Origin of the sequence: Bradyrhizobium guangdongense, assembly GCF_004114975.1 — a bacterium.
GTDB classification, from domain to species: Bacteria; Pseudomonadota; Alphaproteobacteria; order Rhizobiales; family Xanthobacteraceae; genus Bradyrhizobium; species Bradyrhizobium guangdongense.
The window spans coordinates 3,779,887-3,803,254 of record NZ_CP030051.1; the positions used below are offsets into that span (position 1 = coordinate 3,779,887).

General features: G+C 64.6%; 19 protein-coding genes. 10 read left to right on the forward strand and 9 right to left on the reverse strand.

The genetic code is table 11. The features are described from left to right. The first annotated feature begins 77 nt into the window (after positions 1–77). Positions 78–977, forward strand: coding sequence for a DUF6502 family protein (locus X265_RS18030; protein WP_164938652.1), 900 nt, complete (start codon positions 78–80; stop codon positions 975–977). After that, complete coding sequence (locus X265_RS18035) at positions 977–2,137, forward strand: DUF5666 domain-containing protein (RefSeq protein WP_128966020.1); 1,161 nt, start codon at positions 977–979, stop codon at positions 2,135–2,137. Before X265_RS18030 ends, X265_RS18035 begins: the two co-directional genes overlap by 1 nt. 4 nt (positions 2,138–2,141) lie before the next feature. Here X265_RS18035 and X265_RS18040 read toward each other — a convergent pair whose 3' ends face one another. After that, entirely contained in the window at positions 2,142–3,503 is a 1,362-nt protein-coding gene (locus X265_RS18040) for a M23 family metallopeptidase (RefSeq protein WP_188637441.1), read from the reverse strand. A 111-nt stretch (positions 3,504–3,614) separates the two neighbouring features. Continuing rightward, positions 3,615–4,316, reverse strand: a complete 702-nt coding sequence (locus tag X265_RS18045) for a peroxiredoxin (RefSeq protein ID WP_128966022.1) — start codon at positions 4,314–4,316, stop codon at positions 3,615–3,617. Between the two features lie 204 nt (positions 4,317–4,520). Here X265_RS18045 and X265_RS18050 point away from each other — a divergent pair, with 204 nt between their 5' ends. Then, on the forward strand, positions 4,521–8,321 hold the full coding sequence (locus X265_RS18050) for a YhdP family protein (RefSeq protein WP_164939017.1): 3,801 nt from the start codon (positions 4,521–4,523) through the stop codon (positions 8,319–8,321). A gap of 62 nt (positions 8,322–8,383) precedes the next feature. Here the strand turns inward: X265_RS18050 and X265_RS18055 are convergent, their stop codons facing one another. The 4 genes from X265_RS18055 to tyrS form a co-directional block, all read right to left on the reverse strand. Then, entirely contained in the window at positions 8,384–10,078 is a 1,695-nt protein-coding gene (locus X265_RS18055; RefSeq protein WP_128966024.1) for a methyl-accepting chemotaxis protein, read from the reverse strand. 362 nt (positions 10,079–10,440) lie between these two features. Continuing rightward, complete coding sequence (locus X265_RS18060; RefSeq protein WP_128966025.1) at positions 10,441–10,887, reverse strand: DoxX family protein; 447 nt, start codon at positions 10,885–10,887, stop codon at positions 10,441–10,443. A 219-nt stretch (positions 10,888–11,106) separates the two neighbouring features. Further along, on the reverse strand, positions 11,107–12,351 hold the full coding sequence (locus X265_RS18065) for an MFS transporter (RefSeq protein WP_128966026.1): 1,245 nt from the start codon (positions 12,349–12,351) through the stop codon (positions 11,107–11,109). Between the two features lie 56 nt (positions 12,352–12,407). Then, on the reverse strand, positions 12,408–13,661 hold the full coding sequence (tyrS, locus tag X265_RS18070; RefSeq protein WP_128966027.1) for a tyrosine--tRNA ligase: 1,254 nt from the start codon (positions 13,659–13,661) through the stop codon (positions 12,408–12,410). A 165-nt stretch (positions 13,662–13,826) separates the two neighbouring features. Here tyrS and X265_RS18075 point away from each other — a divergent pair, with 165 nt between their 5' ends. The 3 genes from X265_RS18075 (at position 13,827) to X265_RS18085 (ending at position 16,050) form a co-directional block, all read left to right on the forward strand. Then, a complete protein-coding gene (locus X265_RS18075; RefSeq protein ID WP_128966028.1) occupies positions 13,827–14,930 on the forward strand; it encodes an anhydro-N-acetylmuramic acid kinase in 1,104 nt (367 codons plus the stop codon). Between the two features lie 95 nt (positions 14,931–15,025). Then, on the forward strand, positions 15,026–15,721 hold the full coding sequence (locus X265_RS18080; RefSeq protein ID WP_128966029.1) for a glutathione S-transferase family protein: 696 nt from the start codon (positions 15,026–15,028) through the stop codon (positions 15,719–15,721). A gap of 5 nt (positions 15,722–15,726) precedes the next feature. Further along, positions 15,727–16,050 carry a DMT family transporter gene (locus X265_RS18085; protein ID WP_128966030.1) on the forward strand — a complete coding sequence of 108 codons (324 nt, stop codon included), beginning with the start codon at positions 15,727–15,729 and terminating at the stop codon, positions 16,048–16,050. Here the strand turns inward: X265_RS18085 and X265_RS18090 are convergent. From X265_RS18090 to X265_RS18100, 3 genes are all read right to left on the reverse strand, one after another. Beyond that, on the reverse strand, positions 16,047–16,559 hold the full coding sequence (locus X265_RS18090) for a DUF1697 domain-containing protein (RefSeq protein ID WP_128966031.1): 513 nt from the start codon (positions 16,557–16,559) through the stop codon (positions 16,047–16,049). The genes X265_RS18085 and X265_RS18090 overlap by 4 nt on opposite strands. Before the next feature lie 7 nt (positions 16,560–16,566). Beyond that, complete coding sequence (locus X265_RS18095; RefSeq protein WP_024337874.1) at positions 16,567–17,214, reverse strand: alpha/beta hydrolase; 648 nt, start codon at positions 17,212–17,214, stop codon at positions 16,567–16,569. Positions 17,215–17,565: 351 nt separating this feature from the next. Then, a complete protein-coding gene (locus X265_RS18100) occupies positions 17,566–18,378 on the reverse strand; it encodes a LytTR family DNA-binding domain-containing protein (protein WP_244659466.1) in 813 nt (270 codons plus the stop codon). A gap of 179 nt (positions 18,379–18,557) precedes the next feature. Between X265_RS18100 and X265_RS18105 the strand changes: the two genes are divergently transcribed. From X265_RS18105 to sufC, 4 genes are all read left to right on the forward strand, one after another. Then, entirely contained in the window at positions 18,558–19,754 is a 1,197-nt protein-coding gene (locus tag X265_RS18105; protein WP_128966033.1) for an acyltransferase family protein, read from the forward strand. A gap of 51 nt (positions 19,755–19,805) precedes the next feature. Beyond that, positions 19,806–20,945: a cysteine desulfurase family protein gene (locus tag X265_RS18110; RefSeq protein WP_128966034.1), complete on the forward strand. Its 1,140-nt coding sequence runs from the start codon at positions 19,806–19,808 to the stop codon at positions 20,943–20,945. Positions 20,946–21,057: 112 nt separating this feature from the next. After that, a complete protein-coding gene (gene sufB, locus X265_RS18115; RefSeq protein WP_128966035.1) occupies positions 21,058–22,554 on the forward strand; it encodes a Fe-S cluster assembly protein SufB in 1,497 nt (498 codons plus the stop codon). A gap of 64 nt (positions 22,555–22,618) precedes the next feature. Then, entirely contained in the window at positions 22,619–23,368 is a 750-nt protein-coding gene (gene sufC / locus X265_RS18120) for a Fe-S cluster assembly ATPase SufC (RefSeq protein ID WP_128966036.1), read from the forward strand.

The following is a 23,368-nucleotide window of genomic DNA, read 5'->3' on the forward strand; positions in this document are numbered from 1 at the left end:
GGAAAATTTACCACGTCAATCGCGAGCTGCGAAATTGTGGGATTGTGTCCCACATGTTTCCCGCATACAATTCAGACATGAATGCCAAGTCCGGGCCCAAAGCGGCGGCTCCGCAGCCGAATGCCGCAGCAAAGCTGCATGCGCCGCTGGCGCGGCTGCTGCGCCCGCTCGTGCGGCTCTGCATTCGCAGCGGCATGACTTTTCCGGCCCTGGCGCAATTGCTCCGCGAGCTCTTCGTCAATGTCGCCGAGCATGATTTCGCGCTTGAGGGCAAAGAGCAGACCGACAGCCGCGTAAGCCTGCTCACCGGCATCCACCGCAAGGAGGTGGCACGGCTGCGCGGTGCCGGCGCGCCGGTACACGAAACGCCGGCTGCGGTCTCGCTGACGAGCGCGGTGATCGCGCGCTGGCTCGCCGCGCCCGAGTTCACCGATGCGAAAGGCGAGCCGCTGGCTTTGCCGCGCACGGCCGAGGGCGATACGCCGTCATTCGAACAACTCGTCGCCTCCGTCACCAAGGACGTGCGCCCGCGTGCGGTGCTCGACGAATGGATCGACCGCAAGCTCGTCACCATCAACGCGGCCGATGAGATCGAGCTGGTCGAGGCGGCGTTCGTTCCCAGTGGCGCGGACGACAGCAAATGGCATTATCTCGGCCGCAATCTGCACGACCATATCGCCGCGGCCGCGGCAAACGTATCAGGACCGGCACCGCGCTTCCTCGAGCGAGCGGTCCATTACAACAATATCTCCCCCAAGCTTGCGCGGCGTCTCGAGGCGCGCTCGCGCGAGCTCGCGATGGATGCGCTGAAGACCGCCAACCGCGAGGCCAACCGCGCGCTTGCCAAGGACAAGGGCGGCGACGCCCGCTGGAATTTCGGCATCTACATTTACAGCGAGGCTGCCGATGAAGAGGGCGAGGCCAAGGAGGTCGGCAAGGAAAACAGCAAGGAAAACGGCAAGGAAGGCAGCTCCTGATGAGCCGACTGCCGCTAATCTCACGTCGCCTGCTGTTGACCGGAATCTGGCTCGCTGGCACCGCGATCGCACGCGCGCAGGTCAAGCGCGGCACGGATCAAGGCATCGGCGGCACCGGCATCACGCGGGGTGACGATCATGGCATCGGGGGCACCGGCATCGTCGGCGTGATCCAGCGATTTGGCAGTATCTACGTCAATGGCGAGCGCATCACCTATGCGAGCGACGTGCCGGTGCGCATCGACGGTCGGGCGGCGACCTCGAGAGATCTGCGCATCGGCCATCTCGCACGCGTGGTCGCAACGCGGCAGGCCGACGGCACGCTGGTCACCCCCTACATTTCGATCGCGAGCGAGGTCTCCGGTCCGGTCGAACAGGTGAAGGGCAACGAGTTGACGGTGCTCGGCCAGAAGGTGGTGACGGGCGGCAAGGACAGCAAGCTCCGCGCCGGCACCCAGGTGGCGGTCTATGGCCTGCGCCGGACCGACGGCGTGATCGTCGCGAGCCTGGTCGAACCGCGCAAGGAGGCAATTGAACATGTCACGGGTCTGGTCGAGCGCAACTCCGACGGTCTGCATATCGGGGCCTTGAAGCTGAACGGCGTCGATCCCTTGCTGGTCGGCCAGCGCGTCCAGATCGAGGGCCGTGCGAGCCAGGGCGCGATGCAGGCCACGCGCACGCGCATCGAGGATTTCTCGGATCTCGTCGGCGCGAGCCGCCTGTCGATCGAGGCCTACGTGCAGCGCGCGGGCTCTGGCCTCCGGCTCGGCTCGGGGCTCGTCGCCCACGATGGCTCGCGCTTCGGGCCCGCGGCGGGCGAAGCGCGCATGGTCGTCAACGGGGTGTTCGATGGCTCGCACGGGCTCCAGGTGGAGTCGACCCGGGCGATCGGTCCAGGACCGGGTGCGCCTCCATCCGACGGGGGTGGTCCCGGCAAATCACGCGGCGGTTCGATCATGCATCCCGATCGCCCCACACCGAGCCCGAGCAACAATCAGCCGGGTAGGCCGGGTGCGCTTGGACCTGACCCCGGTGGTCATTCCGGCTTCCCGCCGCCTGAACCAGGCGGCGCGCCGGGCGGAGGTCCGATGGGTCCCGGCGGCGGAATGGGCGGCGGCTTTGGAGGTCCCGGAGGCAGGATGGGCGGTGGCCGGCGCTGACGGCTTAGCCTGCGCTGAGGCGCACGCCCGCGCGCAAGAATTTCTGCGGGTCGACGGCCTCGCCATCGATCCGGGTTTCGTAATGCAGATGAGGGCCGGTCGAACGGCCGGTCGAGCCGACGAGGCCGATGACCTGGCCGATCCTGACGATCTCGCCGACCTTCACGTTGATCTCCGAAAGATGGCCGTAGCGGGTCGACAGGCCATTGCCGTGATCGACCTCGACCATGCGGCCGTAACCACCGGACCAGCCGGCCGAAACCACCTTGCCGTTGGCAGTGACGCGCGCGGGATCGCCGGTCGCGGCACGGAAGTCGAGACCGGTGTGCATCGCCGGCCGGCCGAGGAACGGGTCGCTGCGCACGCCGAAGCCCGAAGTGAACTCGACCTCGCCGACGACGGGCTTGCGATAGGGGACCTGCGCCAGCGTGCGGTTGAGCCGGTCCATCTCGGCGCGCGTGACATTGATGCGATAGAGCTGCTTCTCGAACGGCCCCGCATTCGCGGTGAGCTTGACCGGCACGAACGGACCGCCCATCGCGGCGCGGGGCACGGCGGCCTCCAGGCTGGCGAGGTTCAGGCCAAGGTCGCTGACCACCCCGCGCATCCGCCGCATCCGCGAATCCATGCCTTCCTCGACGGCATTGAGCGCCGCAACCTGGCGGCGCTCAACCTGGTCGAGTGAATTTGTCAGCCGGACCAGAACATTGTCGAAACCCTGGTTCTTGGCGAACTGATTGGCCGGCGGCGCCATCACGGCCGGCGCGCGCGATTCGAGCCGCGCTTCGCGATCGGGCGGGGCCACGAAGATGACGGTGTCGCTGATCGGCGACGGCTTGGGCGTGCCTTGCGTTGTCGTCTGTGGCGCCTCGCCACGTTGCGGCGCTGCGCGGGGAATCGATCCCGTAATGTCGGGCATGGCGCCGAGCGCCGTCGCCCGGGACTCCAACGCCGTCTGGCGCTTCATGATCTGGTCGAGCTTCTGGTCGAACTGCTCCTGGTCGAGCAGCTGCCGGCTCGTCGCGCGGTCGACCTTGGCGCGCAGCTCGGCGATGCGGTCCTCGTAGGCGTATTGCATCTCGGCCTGGCGCGCGATCAACCGGGTCAGGACGTCGTCGCGGAATGCGAAATAGGTGGCCGTCGCCGCCGACCACAGGCCGAGCAGAACGACGGTGCCAACCACGATCCAGAACACCACCGGCCCCAAGCGGACCTGCTTGCCGTGATGCTGGATGGTGTAGGCGTGGTCGCTATCGGGGAGTGGGATCGCCGCCGCTGCTGCAGTGGGACGACGATGGAAGGCACGTCCGCGGTCGTGGGGGTGATGCTGGGGGTACTGCGAATATTGGGCAGAACTTTTCGACATCGGCACTCCCGCGCCGGTCGGAACGGTTCCTTGCGGCCTAATTGCCGCGGCAATCTGGGCCGGTCATGGTTAATTTTCAGGAAACGGGAACGCTCGATTTTGACGGGCTGGTTAAAGACTTCTTGCAGCTTCCAGCACCTCGTCGGCATGACCATCGACCCGGACATTGCGCCAGAGCTTGGCCACTTTGCCGTCGCTACCGATCAGCACCGTCGTGCGAAGAATTCCAAGGAAGCTTCTGCCATACATGGATTTTTCGCCCCAGGCGCCATACGCCTCCAGCATCTCATGCGCTTCATCCGAGATCAGCGGAATACCGAGGCTGTGCTTGTCGCGGAACTTCTCCTGGGCCCTTAACGGGTCGGCCGAGATGCCGAGCACCGCGGTGCCCGCAGCGGCAAAGGCGTCCTTGAGCCGGGTGAAGTCGATCGCCTCGCGCGTGCAGCCCGGCGTATCGGCGCGCGGATAGAAGAACAGGACCAGCTTCTGGTCGGTATAATCCGACAGGGTGACCACCTTGCCGCCATCGCGGGGCAGGCGGAACGCCGGGGCCTTCTGCCCCTCGCCCAGGGCGGATTTGGCGCCGGACGGCGAGGGGGCGGGCTTGGTGGTCTTTTCAGAAGATTTTAACCGTTTCGATGCGGCCTTATGCGATGCTGTCTGCGCCCCCGGCTGGCCTGATTTGGCAGCCGACGCCGGCTGTGTTTTCGCGCTGCGTGTTTGAGTCGATGCCCGTGTTTTCAGGGTCTTCTTTTTAGCGGTCGGACTGCCGGAGGGCGTTTTGGACGATTTCTTTCGGGATTTCTTGGACATACGCCTTCCTTTCGTCGCTTTCGGCGGGTCAACCAAAGCGGTATTGCAGCTCTCGTCCGGTGTGCCGGATTCGCGCCCTCGGCTGGGCAAGTTTGGCGGCGACCCGGTATGGTTACAAGGAATTCCACGCACCACCCCACTGCTCGTTGAACGCGCTCCCGGGGCGAAATGACGAACAGCAGGAACATCAGAGGTATGGCGGCAATGCCGGGGCGGGGTGCGTCGATCCCTGTCGATGGCTGCGGTCCCGGCGGCGCCAAGTCGTACGACGGGCGCCTGTATCGAGAGGCAATGGCAAGGAATACGTCGCCCCAGGACCACATCAAGGATTTCGATCGGCACGGCGGCTATCACGAGCAGCCGGAATGGGACGAGGCCGACTGGGATCAAGATCAGGAGGAGGAGGCGGGCCATCGCGCGCGCCGCCTGTTGTCGCGCTCCGGCTCGCGCTTCCGGCTCGGCGGCGGCTTCTCGGCGCTGCGGCGGGCGCTGCCGAGCGGACGCTGGGTTCGCCGGATGTCCATCGTCCTCGGCGCCTTGATCGTCATCTTCGTCGGCTGCTTTGGAGCGCTGTGGTGGCGGCTCGGTGCCGGTCCCATCAATCTCGATATGGCAACGCCCTGGCTCGCGGCCGCGATCGAGGACAATATCGGACACGGCAACACCGTGGAGGTCGGTGGCACCCAGATCGAGCGCGCCGGCCGGATCGGAATTGCCGTGCGCATCCGCGACATCATCGTTCGCGATCATGAGCACGCCATCGTCGCCAGTGCACCGAAGGCCGAAGTGAGGCTGTCCGGGGTCGCGCTCCTCACCGGGCATCTGCGCGCCGAAAGCCTCAACCTCGTCGATGCCGAACTCGCGATCCGGATCGCACCTGACGGGACCGTCACGGTGTCCGCCGGTGACACGGCGAAGCCGCTCGCAACCGGCGTCGCATCCAAGAAGGAAGCGGGCCTGCCACCGACGTTCCCGCGTAACGGCGTGCCGCCGCCGCCTTTCGGGATGGCGCCCGCGACCCCGGATGCGCCTCAGGCCGCACCTCAGCCCGTCGCGCAGAGCGGAATCCTTCAGGGGCTCGACTGGCTCGACAGCCTGAGCATGACCGGCCTCGACGGCCAGAACCTCAACGAGATCGGTCTCAAGAACGGCAACCTGATCGTCGACGACCAGCAGCGCGGCAGCAAATGGACGTTTGAGAACATCACGCTCGGTCTGCGTCGGCCGAGCCATGGTGGCGTGACGCTCAGTCTCGGCGAGGAGGGCGCCCATCCGTGGTCACTGCGCGCCACGATCGGACCCGCCGAGAATGGCGTGCGGTCGGTCGATATCCGCGCGGACAAGGTCTCGACCTCCAACATCCTGCTGGCGCTACGCGTCAAGGACCTGACCTATACGGCTGACCTGCCTCTGACCGGCGAGCTGAAGGGCGAGCTCGGCCGCGATGGCGTGCCGACGTTCTTCCGCGGCAAGATCGCGGTCGGCGCGGGCAACATCATCGACACCGATACGCCCGATTATCCGATGGCGATCGACTCGGCCGAGATCAATGTCGAGTGGGATGCGGGACGCCGGGTGCTGGTGGCGCCGTTCAAGATTCTCTCGGGCGCCAATCGCATGACGCTGCTGGCCCATCTCGAGCCGCCAAACGGCACTATCAATGACTGGCAGCTCGGCTTCAGCGGCGGTTCGATCCTGCTCGGCGGCATCGACAACGAGCCGCCGCTGGTCTTCAACCGCATCGCGATCGGCTTCCGCTTCGACACCGACCACAAGCGCCTGCTGCTGACGCAGGCGGATATCAGCAATGGCGAGATCGGCGTCGCCGGCACGGGCGCGATCGACTATTCGGGCGAGCCGCGCCTGACGCTCGGCTTTGCGGGGACGCCGATGTCGGCCTCCGCCCTGAAGCGGATGTGGCCGACGCTGGTCGTGCCGGAATTGCGCCAATGGGTCATCGAGCGGATCGAGCGCGGCACGCTCCAGCGCATCGAGGTCGGCATCAATTCGCCGACCCGTAACCTGCCGCGCAAGGGGCCGCCGATTCCCGATGACGGCCTGTCGGTCAACATCGTGGCGAGCGGCGTCGCGGTCCGGCCCGTGGACGGCATGCCGGTCGTGCACGATGCCGACCTCAAGGCGCACGTAACCGGTCGCACCGCCACCGTGAATATCGGCCAGGGCATTGCCGACACGCCCGCGGGCCGCAAGATTACCATCTCGGACTTTACCTTCGAGGTGCCTGACATGGCGCCCAAGCCGTCGCCGTCGCGGACCCGATTCCGTGTCGACGGTCCGGTGCCCGCGGCGGCCGAAATGCTCTCCAACGATCGGTTGAGCGATCTGTCGTCCACCGTCGTCGATCCCAACACCAGCAAGGGAACGTTCACGGCCAGCATCCAGCTCGGCATGCCGGTCAAGGGCGAACTGACCAAGGCGGACACGACGTACGCCGTCACCGCCGATCTCAACGGCTTTGCCGCCGACAAGCTGGTGATGAACCAGAAGCTCGAGGCCAACAACCTCAAGATCGTCGCCAACAACGGGGGTTACCAGGTCAAGGGCGACGTCAAGATCAACGGGCAGGCGGCCTCGCTTGACTACCGTAAGGCCACCGATGGCGATGCCGACGTCAAATTGCAGACGACGCTGGACGATGCCAGCCGTGCACGCCTCGGCTTCGATCTCAGTCCGGCCGTTAGCGGTTCAGTCCCGGTCAAGGTCTCGGGCAAGATTGCCGGCGGTCCTGACGCGACGACGAAGCTTGGCATCGAGGCAGACCTGACCTCGGTCAAGCTCGACAACATCCTTCCCGGCTGGGTCAAGCTGCCGGGCAAGTCGAGCAAGGCGACGTTCAAGGTGGTGCCGACGGCACAATCGACGCGGCTCGAGGACATCGTCATCGAAGGCGGCGGCGCTTCGATCAAGGGCTCGCTCGAAGTCGATCCGAACGGCGACCTCATGAACGCGAACTTCCCGACCTATGCGCCGTCCGACGGCGACAAGACGTCGTTGAAGGTCGAGCGCGGTCAGGACGGGGTGGTCCGAGGCACGATGCGCGGCGACGTGTTCGACGGCCGCGGCTTCCTGAAGTCGGCCATCTCCGGCAATTCCAAGGACGACAGCAAGAGCAAGCTGAAGAACGTCGATTTCGACATCGACGTGAAGCTCGGCGCCGTCATGGGTTTCAACGGCGAGGCGATGCGCAGCGTCGACGCCAAGATGTCGAAGCGAAGCGGGGCGATCAAGGCGTTCTCGCTGAGCGGAAGGATCGGTCAGAATACGCCTGTTGCGGCGGACTTGCGCGGCGGGCGTGCGCAGGGCAGCCGAGAGGTGATCTATCTCCAGACCAACGATGCCGGCGCGCTGCTGCGTTTCACCGACACCTATACCAAGGCGGTCGGCGGCCAGATGGTGGTTGCCATGGAGCCGCCGACCTCAGAGCCGAATACGGCTCGCGAGGGCCTCATCAACGTGCGCGACTTCACGGTGAAGGGCGAGGCCCAGCTCGAGCGCGTTGCAGCCGGCGCTCCGAATGGCACCGGCAATGGCGTCTCCTTCAGCGCGCTCCGCGCCGAGTTCATCCGTCAGAACGGCGCGCTGACGGTCCGTGACGGCGTGGTCAAGGGCCCGATGATCGGCGCCACCATCGAGGGCTCGATCGACTATCCCGGCAACCAGGTGTGCATGAGTGGCACCTTCGTGCCGATGTACGGGTTGAACAACATGTTCGGACAAATTCCGGTGCTCGGGTTGTTCCTGGGGGCCGGCGACAAGGAGGGACTGATCGGCGTGACCTACGAGGTCGTCGGCACACCGGCGGCGCCCGTGATGCGCGTCAATCCGATCTCGGCGATCTTTCCCGGCGTGACCCGGAAGATCATGGAGTTCAACACCGGCAAGCAGAACACGCCGATCGACGAGCTGCCGTCGTCGCAGTCCGGTGACAGCCCCACGGGTACGGCGAGACAATTGTCGAATGGTTGCAGCCTCGCGCGGCGTTAGCCGCGGCGTCCTTGCCCGGATGTACCCGGCATGACCCTTTCCCGCTGAAACTCCCGTACCGCTTAAGCTGCGCGCACGCCCGCCAGGAATGTGCCGACCTCGCCCGAGAGCTGTTCGGCCTGCTTGGAGAGGTTCGAGGCGGCCGCGAGCACCATGCCGGCGGCGTTGCCGGTCTCGTTGGCGGCGGTGCTGACGCCGCCGATATTGGTGGTGACCTCCTTGGTGGCCTCGGCGGTCTGCGAGACGCTGCGGGCGATCTCGGCGGTAGCGGCGCCTTGCTCCTCGATTGCGGCGCCGATCGAGGTGGCGATCCGGCTGACCTCCTCGATGGTGGTGGTGATGCCGCCGATGGCGTCGACGGCCTCCTTCGTCGCGCCCTGGATCTGGGCGATCTTGTCGCCGATCTCACGGGTTGCTTCCGCGGTCTGGCTCGCCAGCGACTTTACCTCGGAGGCGACGACGGCAAAGCCGCGGCCGGCTTCACCGGCGCGGGCAGCCTCGATGGTGGCGTTGAGCGCGAGCAGGTTGGTCTGCGCCGCGATACTGGAGATCAGCTCCGCGACATGCTCGATCTGCTGGGCCCCGTCCGAGAGTGCGCGCACGATGGTGTCGGTGCGGCGAGCGCTCTCCACGGCGCGCCCTGTCACTTCGGCCGATTGCGCGACCTGGCGGCTGATTTCGGTGATGGAGGAAGAGAGCTCCTCTGCGGCTGCCGCCACCGTCTGGACGCGCTGGCTGGCTTCGATTGCGGCGGAGCCGACCACGGTGGCTCGCTGGTTTGTGCCCGTCGCGGTCGAGGACATCGACTTGGCCGTGGCTTCCAGCTCGCCGGAGCCCGAAGCCATCATGCCCACGAGCTGACCGACCGACGCATCGAAGCGATCGGCGAGCGAGATCAGGGCGTCGCGCTTCTCCTGCTCGCTGCGCGCCTTGGCTGCGACTTGCTCTGCCTCCAGGCTACGGGCCGTCAGGGCGGTTTGCCTGAGCACTTCGAGTGTCTCGGCCATGCGGCCGATCTCGTCACCGCGATCGGTCTCCTCGACCTTGATGTCGATGGCCCCGTTGGCGATGTCCTGCATGCGGGTCTTCTGGCGGTCGAGTGCGCCAAGCACGTCGCGGGCGATCAGCCAGGACAGCGTCGCCATCAGCAGCATCAGGCCGGCGCCGATCGCGGCGAGCTCGAGCGTGAGTGCACGAACGTCCGCGTCGATGTCGTCGACATAGAGGCCGTAGCTGATCGTGGCGTTCCAGGGCGTGAACTGGCGGACGAACACGGTCTTGCGGACCGGCTCGGTCTGGCCGGGGCGCGGGTAGAGATAGGATGTGATGCCGCCCTGGGGCGCCTGCCGGGCGGCGTTCAGCTGTGCATCGGCGATCAAGACGCCATTCGAATCCGTGGCGCCTGTGATCTTGCCTTCGAGCTGCGGATTGGCGCCATTGACCAGGATGGAGGTATCGGGGTTGTAGACGACGGGATAGCCCTGGCCGCCGCCGAACTTCATGGTGCGGGCACGCTGGCGAAACTGGAGCTTGGCGTCGTCCAGGCTCATCTTGCCGGCGGCGACGTCATCCTGGAAAGTCTGTGCGAGGCCGTGGAGCAGATCGACCGCGGCCTTCATCTGCTGGACCCGATCGTTCATCATGCGGTTCTTGCTGAGCACGGCCGATACCGCGATGATGGCGGTGACTGTGAGGGCCGCAAGGCAGACCATGCTTGTGAGCTTGGTGCGGATCTTCAGATGGCTCAGCAGCTTCATCACAGCCCCTACGACATGTTTGTTATTGCTCCCATCGCTAGCATGAAGTTCTTACCAATCATGAAGATAGCCGTGCGGGCACCTGCCGTGCGCGGGCAGTTTCGCGGCTCCATGCGCACAAGAGCAGGCAAGCGCCGATGTGCAGACGCGGGCCGGTACTCTTGTGCCGGGAGGTGGAAATTGAAATTTGGCGGCTATCGCGCCTGGCCGGACCTGCAATGAACCGATTCGTTCACCGCCTCATCATGTCCGTGCTGCTTGCAGCGGCCCTCGTCCTGATCTGGAACGTGCTGGGCTCTCGCTGAGGCGGCGCCGGCAAATTGCCGACGCCGTCCCGTGACTCAATGTCGATTGCGTGTGCGTCAGCGCCGCGCGAAAGCACCGCTCGTCGCCTCGCTCTCCTTGCCCATCAGCGCATCGACGCTGACCGCGCCGCCGCCCGCTGCCGCGAGATAGAGGCAGGCGAAGCAGAACAGGATGGCGGCGGTGCCGCCATTGAGCAGCGGCAGGAACACCGGCGGGCCTTCCTTGGAAATGTGGAAGACGTGGCCAAGGAAGTAGGCGAAGGCCATTTCGCCGGAGAGGACGAAGGCCGAGAGGCGGGTGAACAATCCGAGCATGAGTGCCGCGCCAAGCACGAGTTCGATCAGGCCGGCCGTCCAGATCAGCGGCGGAGGATTGGCGAACATGGCCACTTGCGGAATGTGGAAGAGCTTGGTCATGCCGTACTGGAACAGCAGCAACCCGGTGATGAAGCGAAACAGGCTCAAGAGAACCGGTTGATAGCGAGAGAGATAAGGAAAGTTCATTGGTTTGTGCCCTCCATCCGATGCTGCGACTAGGACCGCATTCGGTTCCGTCTCGCAAGCTGCGCCAGGTCAATTCACGCTGACATTTTTGTCATGTCGGACAAAACACCGCAGGCCGTGATTTCAGCCGCGAGTCATCCGGATTTTTTTAGCACATAAGCGCCGTGCCCGCCGTAGTTTCCCGGTGACACGAATGAGATCAGGTTACCTCCGGGAGACCTATCGCCGCAAGGCGGGCACGATCAGGAACGGGATCATTCCAAGCACCACGCTCGCAAGTGCGAACACGAGCAGCGCATTATAGCCGTGAGTCGCGTCGTGGATCAGGCCACCGCTCCAGGAGCCGAACGCCGAACCCAGCCCGCTGCCGATGGAGATGGTGCCGTAGATGGTTCCGACCCGCTTGCCCCGGAAGATCTTCATCGCAGTCGCCGTGATCAGCGGTCCGCGCGAACCCATCATGCTGCCGAAGCAAACGACGAAGCCGGTGAGCAGGATGAGGTTGGGGGAGTACTGCAATAGCCAGAGCAGGGCGATGCCGAGGATCGAGATCGCGTAGCTCAGCAGCACCGATGGCCGTCGTCCGATCAGCCCGTCGAGCGCGGAGACGCCCAGCATCCCGAACACCAGTACCACGCCGGAAAAACCCCAAGCGGTCGCGGCCTGGAGCGGCGGGAAGCCCGCATCGATCAGGTAAGCGACGATCTGGGCTGCGATCGCATACATGCCGACCGCGGTAAAGAAGAACGTGGAGAACAGCGCCCAGAAGGCGTGATGGCGCATCGCGCTGGGAAGCGTCCACCCGTCGTCGATGAAATCAGGATCGGTCTTCTTCACCACGTGCGGCGAGCCGGCCGCGAACAGCCGCCATGGCAGCAGCATCAGCGGCACCAGCAGGCCCAATGCGGCGAAGCCGTAGACCTGATAGGTCGCGCGCCAGCCGAGATGATCGATCAGGAGCTGCGAAGCCGGCAGCAGCGCCAGCACGCCGCCGCCCATGGCGGAATAGACCACCGCCATCGCGGTCGGCAGCTTTGGACCGAACCAGCGGCCGAGCAGGATCGAGTTCGGCACGTTCCCGATGAAGGCGACGCCGATGCCGACGCAGAGTCCGATCGAGAGCTGGAATTGCCAGAGCGCCTGCGCGTGGCCTGCGATCAGGAACGCCGAGCCCAGCAGCAACAGGCCGAGCGCATAGACGATGCGTGGTCCGGAATGATCGAACAGCCGGCCGACCAGCGGCGCCGTCAGTCCGCTGATGAGCCAGGTCAGCGAATAGATCGAGACGACTTGCGCGCGGTCCCAGTGAAAAGTTTCGGAGATCGGCTTGAGAAAGACGGTGAAGCTTTCACTTAAGCCCCGGCCGAGGACGGCCAGCGTGAAGCACAGCGCGAGCACGACAAGCGCGGTGCGCACCGCGCCTTGCTGTGTGCCGTCACGTTCCCTGGCCGTCTTCTGATCCATTGCTCATCAGGGAGCGCGCTTCGGTGCGATCTGACAAGCATCAAAAGCTCATACGCCTATGCAGGCCGGATGAGGACGTGCTTCTTCTTGCCGAAGGACAACTTGATCACGCCCTCGGGCGTCAGATTGGCCGGCGTGAGCGCCATCTTTTCGTCAGTCACTGGCTCGTCGTTGACGCGCAGCCCGCCGCCCTTGATCTGGCGCCGCGCCTCGCCGTTGGAGGCGACGAGACCGGCCTTGACGAAGGCGTTGAGCACGCCGAGACCGGTCTCCAGTTCGCCGCGCGGAATTTCCACGGTCGGCAGGCTCTCGGCGAGTGCGCCTTCCTCAAAGGTGCGGCGCGCGGTCTCGGCGGCTTCGTTCGCAGCCTCGCGGCCGTGCAGGAGCGCGGTCGCTTCTGTTGCGAGCACCTTCTTGGCTTCGTTGATCTCCGAGCCACCGAGCGCCTCGAGCTTCTTGATCTCGGCCATCGGCAGCGTCGTGAACAGTTTCAGGAACTTGCCGACATCGGCGTCCTCGGTGTTGCGCCAGTACTGCCAGAAGTCGTAAGGGCTGAACTGGTCGGCGTTGAGCCACACTGCGCCTTGTGCGGTCTTGCCCATCTTGGCGCCCGATGCGGTCGTCAGCAGCGGCGTCGTCAGCGCGAACAGCTGATGCGTGCCCATGCGGCGGCCGAGATCGACCCCCATGATGATGTTGCCCCACTGGTCCGAGCCGCCCATCTGCAATTTGCATCCGGTGCGCTTGGCCAGTTCGACGAAGTCGTAAGCCTGGCAGATCATGTAGTTGAACTCGATGAAGCTCATCTCCTGCTCGCGCTCGAGGCGCAGGCGCACGGAGTCCATCGTCAGCATGCGGTTGACCGAGAAATGCTTGCCGACATCGCGCAGCATCTCGATCCAATTCAGCCTGGTCAGCCATTCTGCGTTATCGAGCATGATGGCGTCGCTCTTGCCTTCGCCATAGCGCAGCACCTTCGCGAACACGCCGCGGATCGAAGCCTTGTTGGCCTCGATCTCGGCGACGGTGCGGATCGCGCGCGTCTCGTCCTTGCCGGAGGGATCTCCGACCATGGTGGTACCGCCACCCATCAGCGTGATCGGCTTGTTGCCGGACTGCTGCAGCCAGTGCAGCATCATCATGGTCAAATAGTTGCCGATGTGGAGCGAGGGAGCGGTACAGTCGTAGCCGACATAGGCGGTTGCCTCGCCCTTGGCGGCGAGCGCGTCCAGCCCCTCGAAATCGGAGCATTGGTGGATGAATCCACGTTCCTGCAGGGTGTTGAGGAAATCCGATTTAAATGCAGTCATCTGTCGGCGTGCCTGACAATTCTTGGTTTACTGTTTCGGGAGCAATTTAAGAGTCTTGGGTGGGAACCCGATTGCTGCCCGCCACTTGGCGCTGTGGCATTATAAGATGTGTCCCTCTGGCACAAGATCGGCATGCCGGAGCGGGTCTTTGAGGATGCTGATCCCATGATGTTGACGGCACTCGGCTTGATGAGCGGCACCTCGCTGGACGGGGTGGACGTTGCGCTGATCGAAACCGACGGCAAGCAGGTGAAGGCGTTCGGACCCTCCGGCTACCGGCCCTACAGCCCGGCCGAGCGTAGCCTTTTGCGCCAGGCGTTGTCGGAGGCCGTGAACCTGTCGCAACGCGACGCCCGGCCGGGAATCCTGGCCGAGGCCGAGCGCGCGGTGACGCAGGCGCATGCTGAGGCGGTGGCCGCCTTCGTCGCCCAGAACCGGATGAAGCCGGAGGAGATCGACATCGTCGGCTTCCACGGCCAGACCGTGCTGCACCGGCCCGAGCGGCGGCTGACGGTCCAGATCGGGGATGCGCCGGCGCTGGCAAAGGCGATCCATATCCCCGTCATGTACGACTTCCGCGCCGCCGACGTCGAGGCCGGCGGGCAGGGGGCGCCCTTCGTGCCGGTCTACCACCGGGCGCTCGCCAATTCGCTCGCGCGCGAGGGGCCGATCGTCGTGGTCAATATCGGCGGCGTCTCCAACATCACCTATATCGACGGCAACGACACGCTGATCGCCTGCGACACCGGCCCCGGCAACGCGCTGCTCGACGATTTCATGTACCGCACCATGAACCAGGCGTTCGATGCGGAGGGCAAGTTCGCAGCCCTCGGCAAGGCCGACGAGGCCTGGATCGCGCGGGCGCTGGAATTGCCGTTCTTTGCAGCCCCGCCGCCGAAATCGCTCGACCGCAACGACTTTGCGGCCTTGAAGCTTGGCGACGTCGCACCGGCCGACGGCGCGGCCACACTCACGGCCTTCACCGCAAGCGCGATCGCTCGCGTCATTCCGCTGCTGCCGCGGCGGCCGCGCAGCTGGATCGTCTGTGGCGGCGGCGCCCGCAACCTCACCATGCTGCGGATGCTGCGCGAGCGGGTGGGATCGGCCACCGTCGAAGCCGCCGAGACGCTCGGCTGGGCGTCCGACGCCATCGAGGCCCAGGCCTTCGGCTTCCTCGCCGCGCGGGGCCTGAAGGGCTTGCCGCTGTCCTATCCGACCACCACGGGCGTGCCGATGCCGATGACCGGGGGCGTGATCGCGCGACCCTGAATGTCCCGCTCGGTCAATGCAGACGCATCGACTTGACTGATGCATGCAAATGCATCTATCTTGGATGCAGTTGCATCAAACAGCCGGATCGCGCCATGACGTCTTCGCTTGAAACGCCCGCCTCACTCAAACTGATCAGCCACAAGCTTTGTCCCTACGTGCAGCGGGCCGTGATCGCGCTGAAGGAAAAGGGCGTGCCGTTCGAGCGTATCGATATCGATCTCGCCAACAAGCCGGACTGGTTTCTCAAACTGTCGCCGCTCGGCAAGGTGCCGGTGCTGGTGGTGACGACCGACAAGGGCGAGGTCGCGCTGTTCGAAAGCAACGTGATCTGCGAGTACATCGAGGAGACCCAAAGCGGGACGAAGCTGCATCCGAGCGATCCGCTGAAGCGTGCCGAGCATCGCGCCTGGATGGAGTTCGGCTCGGCGATCCTCGGCGATCTCTGGGGCTTGGAGACCACGACCGACGCGGCGATATTCGAAAGCAAGAGACAGGCGCTCGCAGCGAAGTTCACGCGCGTGGAAGGGGCCCTCGGTACCGGCCCGTTCTTCGCAGGCAACCCGTTCAGCCTCGTCGATTCCGTATTTGCGCCGGTCTTCCGCTATTTCGACCTGTTCGACGATCTGACCGATCACGGCATCTTCCGCGACGTGCCGAAGGTCCGCGCCTGGCGCGCGGAGCTTGCGAAGCGTCCGAGCGTTCGCACCGCTGTCGGCGCCGACTATCCGCAATTGCTGCATGCCTTTCTCGTGCGCCACGACGCGCATCTGCTCAAGCTCGCGGCCTGACTCTGATGTCGCAATCCTTGGCCTGGCTGATGCTGATGATCGCCGGCGCGCTCGATGTCGGCTGGGCGATCTCGATGAAATATGCGGAGGGCTACACGCGCGCGGGGTGGAGCATCGCTTCGCTCGTGCTGCTGGCGGCGTTCGTGTTCCTGCTCGGACGCGCATTGAAGGTGCTGGAGGTCGGCGTTGCCTATTCGGTCTGGACCGGCATCGGTGCCGCCGGCACCTTCGTCATGGGCGTCGTGCTGTTCGGCGAGACCTTGAGCGCGATGAAGCTTGCCGGGATCGCGCTCGTGCTGATGGGAATTATCGCGTTGAAACTGGCCTAGAGCTCGGCGGCCATCTTCGCCAACGTCGCGATCGTATTGATATTGCGCGCGGTGCCGGTCTTTGCGGCGGGGATCACGAGTTTTGACGTTCCCATGCCGTCGCCATAATGCACGTAGATCTCGCGGCGCCCGAGGCGCACTTCTTCGTTCTTCTGGCCGCGGATGCCGGCGAGCGCGTCGGTCGGCGGCGGCTTGTCGAGGAAAATCGCGACTGTGCGATTGGGCGCGGCCTTCGGGAACGGATTGTCGGCCAGAACCTCCGCCATCTCGGCAGCGCTGCGCACGAGGACACCGACCGGTGCGCCGGCATAGGCGTGCAGACGCTTTTCCAGCGCCACCCTGATTGCTGATTCTGATTTGCGGCTGGTGAAGACGACATTGCCGCTGGCGATGTAGGTGCGCACGGCGGCAAAGCCGAGCTCCTCGCACATCGCCTTGAGCTCGGTCATCGGCAGCTTGCCGGTGCCTCCGACATTGACGGCTCGCAGCAAGGCTACGAACGCGGCCATGTCATCCTTACCGCACGTTGGCCAGACGCATGTCCAGATACGCCGTGATGGTCTCCATCAGGGGCTCGAGCTTGGCGTCGAAGAAATGGTTGGCGCCGGGGATGATCTGCTGGTCGATCACGATACCCTTCTGGGTCTTCAGCTTCTCGACCAGCGTGTTGACGTCCTTGGGCGGCACCACGGCGTCCTTCTCGCCATGCACGATCAGGCCCGAGGAGGGGCAGGGCGCCAGGAACGAGAAGTCGTAGAGATTGGCCGGCGGCGCGATCGAGATGAAACCCTCGACTTCGGGGCGGCGCATCAAGAGCTGCATGCCGATCCAGGCACCGAAGGAGAAGCCGGCGACCCAGCAGGCGCGCGCCTCGGGATTGATGGTCTGCGCCCAGTCGAGCGCGGCCGCCGCATCCGACAATTCGCCGGTGCCGTGGTCGAACGAGCCCTGGCTGCGGCCGACGCCGCGGAAATTGAAGCGCAGCACCGAGAAGCCGCGATGCGCAAAGGCGTAGTAGCACTGGTACACGATCTGGTGGTTCATCGTGCCGTGAAACTGCGGATGCGGATGCAGGATCATCGCGATCGGCGCGTTCTTCTGCTTGGCCGGGTGATAGCGGCCTTCGAGACGGCCGGCGGGGCCGGTGAAAATAACTTCAGGCATCGATGATCTCTTGATTGATGTGCTGGAGAGCTGGTCCTGGGCAATCAACCGATTGTGGCCTCGCCGGCGGATGCCGACGAAAGCGCGAATGGAAGGGTGAGAAGGCGTGCGCCTCGCGGTGATGCGCTGATGGCGCGCGGTGACTTGACGGTGCGCGTTCTAACATAGGCGGCGGGGCAAAAAGCAAGCATCTTCGACATCTATCAATGCGCTCAAGAGCTTAGCCGGCCAGCCCGGCGTCCGGCCGATCGTGGGTGGGATCAAGGCGGGGATGATCCGGGGGCGGTGCCGGGTCCGCAAGCGATTGGAATCACGATCGTTTATCCGCCGCCGGGTCATCCGGAGAGCGATTCACACGGGCGCGGCGCTGCCTCCGAGGGAGGCGACCGCGGGCCGGTAGCGGCGGCTGCCTCCCAGCGTCTTGCCGTTGTCGAAGGTAAGCTCGAAATCTCCCGACGGCTTGAAATCCACGCCGCTCACCCGGTCGAGATTGGCAAGCCGGGTGCGGTGAACGCGCACGATGGCGAAGCGGGCGAGCTCGCTTTCGGTCGCAGCCAGCGTGCCCCGAACGAGGTGCTGGGTGCCGTTGGCGAGGCTGTATTCGATGTAGTTGCCGGCGGAGGCCACCCAAAGGATATCACGCGGTACGACGCGGATGCGGCTGGTGCCGTCCCGGAGCCAGATCAGATCGGGCGATTGCTCCGGCGGGGCGGCCGGCATGGACTGGGCGGCGCGCGCCGCATTGCGCAGCTCGCGACGGCTTTCGATCAGCCAGAGCGTTGCGCCGATCAGCGAGGCCGTCACCACGTCCTTGCGGAACTCGTAGAGAATTGTCGTCAGCGAAAAATGGAAGTCGTAGGCGCCGCCTGCGAGCCAGAGCATCGACTTCCGCAGCCCCACCATTCCGGCGATGTGGAGGGCCGAGAAACCGAGGAGGGCGGCTGCGCCTATACCGGTCCGTGCCCCGAGGCCAGTCGTCCGGCGCATGCGCCGGACCGCGAGCATCAGCAGCGGCACCAGCAGCAGGATGACGATGATGCTTGTCGTCTCCCAGAACAGCCGCAGGCCGACCTCGGCATGCTCGCCACGCCAGGTGGCATCCTGTGCGCCGGAGAGGGCGTTGACGACGCCGATGCCGAGCGCGACGGCCGCGATGATGGCCAATGTCGTCCGGTCGCCGCTGATCCCACCACGCCAACCGCTTGTCCCTAACGCCGACGCTTCGTCCCCTCGCGGTCGATCCCGATCCCAAACCGTCTCGACGCGCTCCGTCTCCGGCGCATTTTGGCCGTCAGCCATGGCCCGAAAACCACTGATGTCGTCCCGTTACGGAGCAGAAACCCATGTCAACACCACAGCAAGCATCAAACCAGGAACGACGTATCGATCTGGACTGGGTGCGGATTTTAGCCTTTGGACTGCTGATCTTCTACCACGTCGGCATGCTCTACGTGTCCTGGGGATTTCACATCAAGAGCGCGCACCGGCTGACCTGGCTCGAGCCGGTGATGCTGGTGCTCAATCCCTGGCGGCTGTCGTTGCTGTTCCTGGTCTCCGGCGTCGCGAGCCGCTTCATGCTGGGCACGGTCCGGCTCGGCGCCTTCGCGCGGGCGCGGTCGGTGCGCCTGTTGATACCCCTGATGTTTGGCATGCTCGTGATCGTGCCGCCGCAATCTTATCTCCAGATTGTCGAGGCGCTCGGCTATCCCGCCGGTTTCGCCGATTATTACCTTCACCATTATCTGCTGTTCAGCGCGCAATTCTGTCCGAATCCCTGCATCGTGCAACCAACCTGGAACCATCTCTGGTTCGTGGTCTATCTCTGGGTCTACACGATGGCCCTGACTGGCGTGCTATTGCTCTGGCCAGCGGCCGCCGACTGGATCGGTGAGCGGTTGGCGGCCGTCCTTACCGGGCGATGGCTGCTGGTGCTGCCGTGCCTGTTGTTCGCGGCCTGGCGGCTCTTCCTCGCGCCGATCTTCCCCTCGACACACGCACTGTTCGGTGACTGGTACAACCACGCGGACTATGCAAGCGCGTTCCTGATCGGCTTCCTGCTCGCGCGCCAGGAGGGCTTTTGGCACGACGTCGAGCGGCAGCGGTGGCTGGCGCTGACAATCGCGGCCGCTTGTTTCGGCATCTTCGTCCTCGTCTATGCCGGCTTGCTCGCGCCGTCGTCGGTGCCGAAATGGTTCGCCGGCTCGGCCTATGGCTCTTACCAATGGCTGGCGATGGTCGCGGTGCTCGGCGTTGCGCGGCGCCATCTGACGGCCGATGATGGCCCCGTGCGCCGCTATCTGACCGATGCGATCTTTCCCTATTACATCGTGCACCAGACCGCGATCATCATGATCGCGCATGCTCTGCAGGGCAGCGGGCTCTCCGCCGCAAGCGAGGCCGCGATCGTGATCTCAGGCACCGCGCTGACCTGTGCGGCGACTTACGAGATCGTGCGGCGGATCGGCTGGCTGCGTCCGCTGTTCGGGCTACGGATGGTGTTGCGTTCCCCGGCAGGGATTGCGCAGCAACAGCCGGCCTGACGTGCAGCGGCGCGCGATTGGCGCGGGGGCAAAAGGTGCTAAGAGGGCGCCATGTCAAGCCGCGTCTATCTCGACTGGAATGCGACCACACCGCTGCGCGCCGAAGCACGCGCGGCGATGCTGGCCGCCTACGAGCTGATCGGCAATCCGTCCTCGGTCCATGCCGAGGGACGGGAGGCGCGGCGGTGGGTCGAGGAGGCCCGCGCTACGCTGGCAGCGGCGGTCGGCGCGCGGCCGCGGAACGTCGTCTTCACGTCCTCCGGAACCGAGGCCAATGCGCTGGCGCTGTCGCCCGGCCTGCGCGGCCGGTCGGGCGAGCCGGTGCAGCGGCTCCTGGTTTCTGCAATCGAGCATGCCTCCGTGCTGGCAGGCGGCCGGTTTCCCGCAGAGAGCATCAACCAAATCCGGGTCACACGCGCCGGCGTGGTCGATCTGGATCACCTGCGGGAACTGCTCGCGGGCGGCTCTCCGGCACTCGTCTCGATCATGGCCGCCAACAACGAAACCGGAGCGCTCCAGCCGGTGGCGGACGCTGCGCTGGTTGTCCACGAGGCCGGAGGCCTCCTGCACGTCGATTCGATCCAGGCACTCGGCAAAATTGCGTTCAATATTAACCAGGTGGGCGCGGACCTTGCGAGCTTCTCTGCGCACAAGATCGGCGGCCCCAAGGGCGTGGGCGCGTTGGTGGTCAGCGAAGGGCTCGCCGGGTTGGAGCCGATCCTGCGCGGCGGCGGGCAGGAGCTCAATCGGCGCGCCGGAACCGAGAATGTTGCCGGGATTGCAGCCTTCGGCGCGGCGGTGAAAGCTGCCCTTCAGGCTCTGCCGGAGGATGCGAAACGGATGTCAAGCCTAAGATATGACTTGGAAAAAGGCCTTTGCGCGATCGCTGGCGCAACGATCTTGTCAAAGGACGTGGATCGGTTGCCAAATTCCGTTCTGTTCACGGCTCCCGGCCTGAAGGCCGAAACCGCCGTGATCGGCTTCGACCTCGAAGGCGTGGCGGTGTCGTCCGGGTCGGCCTGTTCCTCCGGAAAGGTCCAGCCATCCCACGTGCTCTCGGCGATGGGATTTGACCCCGCCGTGGCCCAGGGAGCGGTGCGTCTCAGTCTGGGCTGGTCCACGGAACCTGAGGACATCAATAGGGCGTTAGAGGCTTGGCGAAAGCTCGGTAATAGCCTACTTAAGCCCTAAGCGACGAAACACGGCTTGAACGGTTCTAAGCCGTGCTTTCCGCACAGAAACATCGTAATATTAGTCCGAGTTTGATCCACCGCGGTCCTTGAAACCGCGAGCGGAGGATGGAATGCCAGCCGTACAAGAGACGGTCGAGCGCGTGAAGCGCATCGACGTCGACCAGTATCGTTATGGGTTTGAGACCCTGATCGACTCCGAGAAGGCCCCCAAGGGGCTGTCGGAAGAGATCGTCAAGTTCATCTCGCAGAAGAAGAACGAACCCGACTGGATGCTCCAGTGGCGGCTGGAGGCTTACAGGCGCTGGCTGACCATGCAGGAGCCGACCTGGGCCCGCGTCGACTATCCCAAGATCGATTTCCAGGATCTCTACTATTACGCGGCGCCGAAGCCGAAGAAGACGGTCTCGTCACTGGATGAGATCGACCCGGAGATCCTGAAGACCTACGAGAAGCTCGGCATTCCCTTGCGGGAAGTCGCCATGCTCGAAGGCATCGAGCCCAAGGTGGGCGAGGAAGACCCGGCCCGTCGCAAGATCGCGGTCGATGCCGTGTTCGATTCGGTCTCGGTTGCGACCACCTTCAAGGCCGAGCTGAAGAAAGCCGGCGTGATCTTCATGCCGATCTCGGAAGCCATCCGCGAGCATCCTGAACTCGTGCAGAAATATCTGGGTTCGGTGGTGCCGACCTCTGACAATTTCTACGCGACGCTGAACTCGGCGGTGTTCTCCGACGGCTCGTTCGTCTACGTGCCGCCGGGCGTGCGCTGCCCGATGGAGCTGTCGACCTATTTCCGCATCAACGAGCGCAACACCGGCCAGTTCGAACGCACGCTGATCATCGCCGACAAGGGCGCCTACGTCTCCTATCTCGAAGGCTGCACCGCGCCGCAGCGCGACGAGAACCAGCTGCACGCCGCCGTGGTCGAGCTCGTCGCCCATGACGATGCCGAGATCAAATATTCGACGGTGCAGAACTGGTATCCCGGCAATTCGGAAGGCAAGGGCGGCATCTACAATTTCGTCACCAAGCGTGGCGATTGCCGCGGTGCCAATTCCAAGATCTCCTGGACCCAGGTCGAGACGGGGTCGGCGATCACCTGGAAATATCCGAGCTGCATCCTGCGCGGCGATAATTCACGTGGCGAGTTCTACTCGATCGCGATCTCGAACGGCTTCCAGCAGGTCGATTCGGGCACCAAGATGATCCATCTCGGCAAGAACACGTCGAGCCGCATCATCTCCAAGGGCATCGCCGCCGGGAAGTCGCAGAACACCTATCGCGGTCTCGTCACCGCGCACCGCAAGGCGCTAGGGGCGCGCAACTTCACCGCCTGCGACTCGCTGCTGATCGGCGACAAATGCGGCGCACACACCGTGCCCTACATCGAGGCCAAGAACTCCTCGGCGACGTTCGAGCACGAGGCGACGACCTCCAAGATCTCCGAGGACGTGCTGTTCTACTGCATCCAGCGCGGGCTCAGCCAGGAAGAGGCCGTCGGCCTCGTCGTCAACGGCTTCGTCAAGGACGTGCTGCAGCAACTGCCGATGGAGTTCGCGGTGGAAGCGCAGAAGCTGATCTCGATTTCGCTTGAAGGGTCGGTCGGCTGATTGCCGACCACCCGGCGGCGCGCGCCTCGCGCTCCAACATCATCTGAATAAACTGGATACCAAGATGGCTTTGCTTGAAGTGAAAGACCTCAAGGTTCGTGTCGAGGAGCGTGAGATCCTCCACGGACTGACGCTGACCGTGAACGAAGGCGAGGTGCACGCGATCATGGGGCCGAACGGCTCCGGCAAGTCGACGCTCTCGCACGTCATCGCCGGCAAGCCTGGTTATGAAGTCACCGACGGCCAGATCCTGTTCAAGGGCGAAGACCTCCTGGAGATGTCGCCGGACGAGCGCGCCGCCAAGGGCGTGTTCCTGGCGTTCCAGTATCCGGTCGAGATTCCCGGCGTCGCCACCATGAATTTCCTGCGCACGGCGCTGAACGCCCAGCGCAAGGCGCGCGGGGAGGATGAATACTCCACCCCGGACTTCCTCAAGAAGGTCCGCGAGGTCTCGAAGTCGCTGAACATCCCGCAGGACATGCTCAAGCGCGGCGTCAATGTCGGCTTCTCCGGCGGCGAAAAGAAGCGCAACGAGGTGTTGCAGATGGCGCTGTTCGAGCCGAGCCTGTGCATCCTCGACGAGATGGATTCGGGCCTCGACATCGACGCGCTGCGCATCGCGGCCGACGGCGTCAACGCGCTGCGCTCGCCAAAGCGCGCGATGGTCGTCATCACCCACTATCAGCGGCTGCTCAACTACATCGTGCCCGACGTGGTGCACGTGATGTCCAAGGGGCGGGTCGTGAAGAGCGGCGCCAAGGATCTGGCGCTGGAGCTGGAAGCGTCCGGCTACGCCCAGTTCGAGGACGCGTAA

Coding starts and splice junctions, on each gene's coding strand:
- X265_RS18110 (WP_128966034.1), top strand. CDS start 19,806: ATGTCAAGCCGCGTCTATCTCGACTGGAATGCGACCACACCGCTGCGC.
- sufB (WP_128966035.1), top strand. CDS start 21,058: ATGCCAGCCGTACAAGAGACGGTCGAGCGCGTGAAGCGCATCGACGTC.
- X265_RS18040 (WP_188637441.1), bottom strand. CDS start 3,503: ATGTCGAAAAGTTCTGCCCAATATTCGCAGTACCCCCAGCATCACCCC.
- X265_RS18050 (WP_164939017.1), top strand. CDS start 4,521: ATGCCGGGGCGGGGTGCGTCGATCCCTGTCGATGGCTGCGGTCCCGGC.
- X265_RS18090 (WP_128966031.1), bottom strand. CDS start 16,559: ATGGCCGCGTTCGTAGCCTTGCTGCGAGCCGTCAATGTCGGAGGCACC.
- X265_RS18030 (WP_164938652.1), top strand. CDS start 78: ATGAATGCCAAGTCCGGGCCCAAAGCGGCGGCTCCGCAGCCGAATGCC.
- X265_RS18075 (WP_128966028.1), top strand. CDS start 13,827: ATGATGTTGACGGCACTCGGCTTGATGAGCGGCACCTCGCTGGACGGG.
- X265_RS18085 (WP_128966030.1), top strand. CDS start 15,727: ATGTCGCAATCCTTGGCCTGGCTGATGCTGATGATCGCCGGCGCGCTC.
- X265_RS18055 (WP_128966024.1), bottom strand. CDS start 10,078: ATGAAGCTGCTGAGCCATCTGAAGATCCGCACCAAGCTCACAAGCATG.
- X265_RS18035 (WP_128966020.1), top strand. CDS start 977: ATGAGCCGACTGCCGCTAATCTCACGTCGCCTGCTGTTGACCGGAATC.
- X265_RS18045 (WP_128966022.1), bottom strand. CDS start 4,316: ATGTCCAAGAAATCCCGAAAGAAATCGTCCAAAACGCCCTCCGGCAGT.
- tyrS (WP_128966027.1), bottom strand. CDS start 13,661: ATGACTGCATTTAAATCGGATTTCCTCAACACCCTGCAGGAACGTGGA.
- sufC (WP_128966036.1), top strand. CDS start 22,619: ATGGCTTTGCTTGAAGTGAAAGACCTCAAGGTTCGTGTCGAGGAGCGT.
- X265_RS18065 (WP_128966026.1), bottom strand. CDS start 12,351: ATGGATCAGAAGACGGCCAGGGAACGTGACGGCACACAGCAAGGCGCG.
- X265_RS18105 (WP_128966033.1), top strand. CDS start 18,558: ATGTCAACACCACAGCAAGCATCAAACCAGGAACGACGTATCGATCTG.
- X265_RS18060 (WP_128966025.1), bottom strand. CDS start 10,887: ATGAACTTTCCTTATCTCTCTCGCTATCAACCGGTTCTCTTGAGCCTG.
- X265_RS18095 (WP_024337874.1), bottom strand. CDS start 17,214: ATGCCTGAAGTTATTTTCACCGGCCCCGCCGGCCGTCTCGAAGGCCGC.
- X265_RS18080 (WP_128966029.1), top strand. CDS start 15,026: ATGACGTCTTCGCTTGAAACGCCCGCCTCACTCAAACTGATCAGCCAC.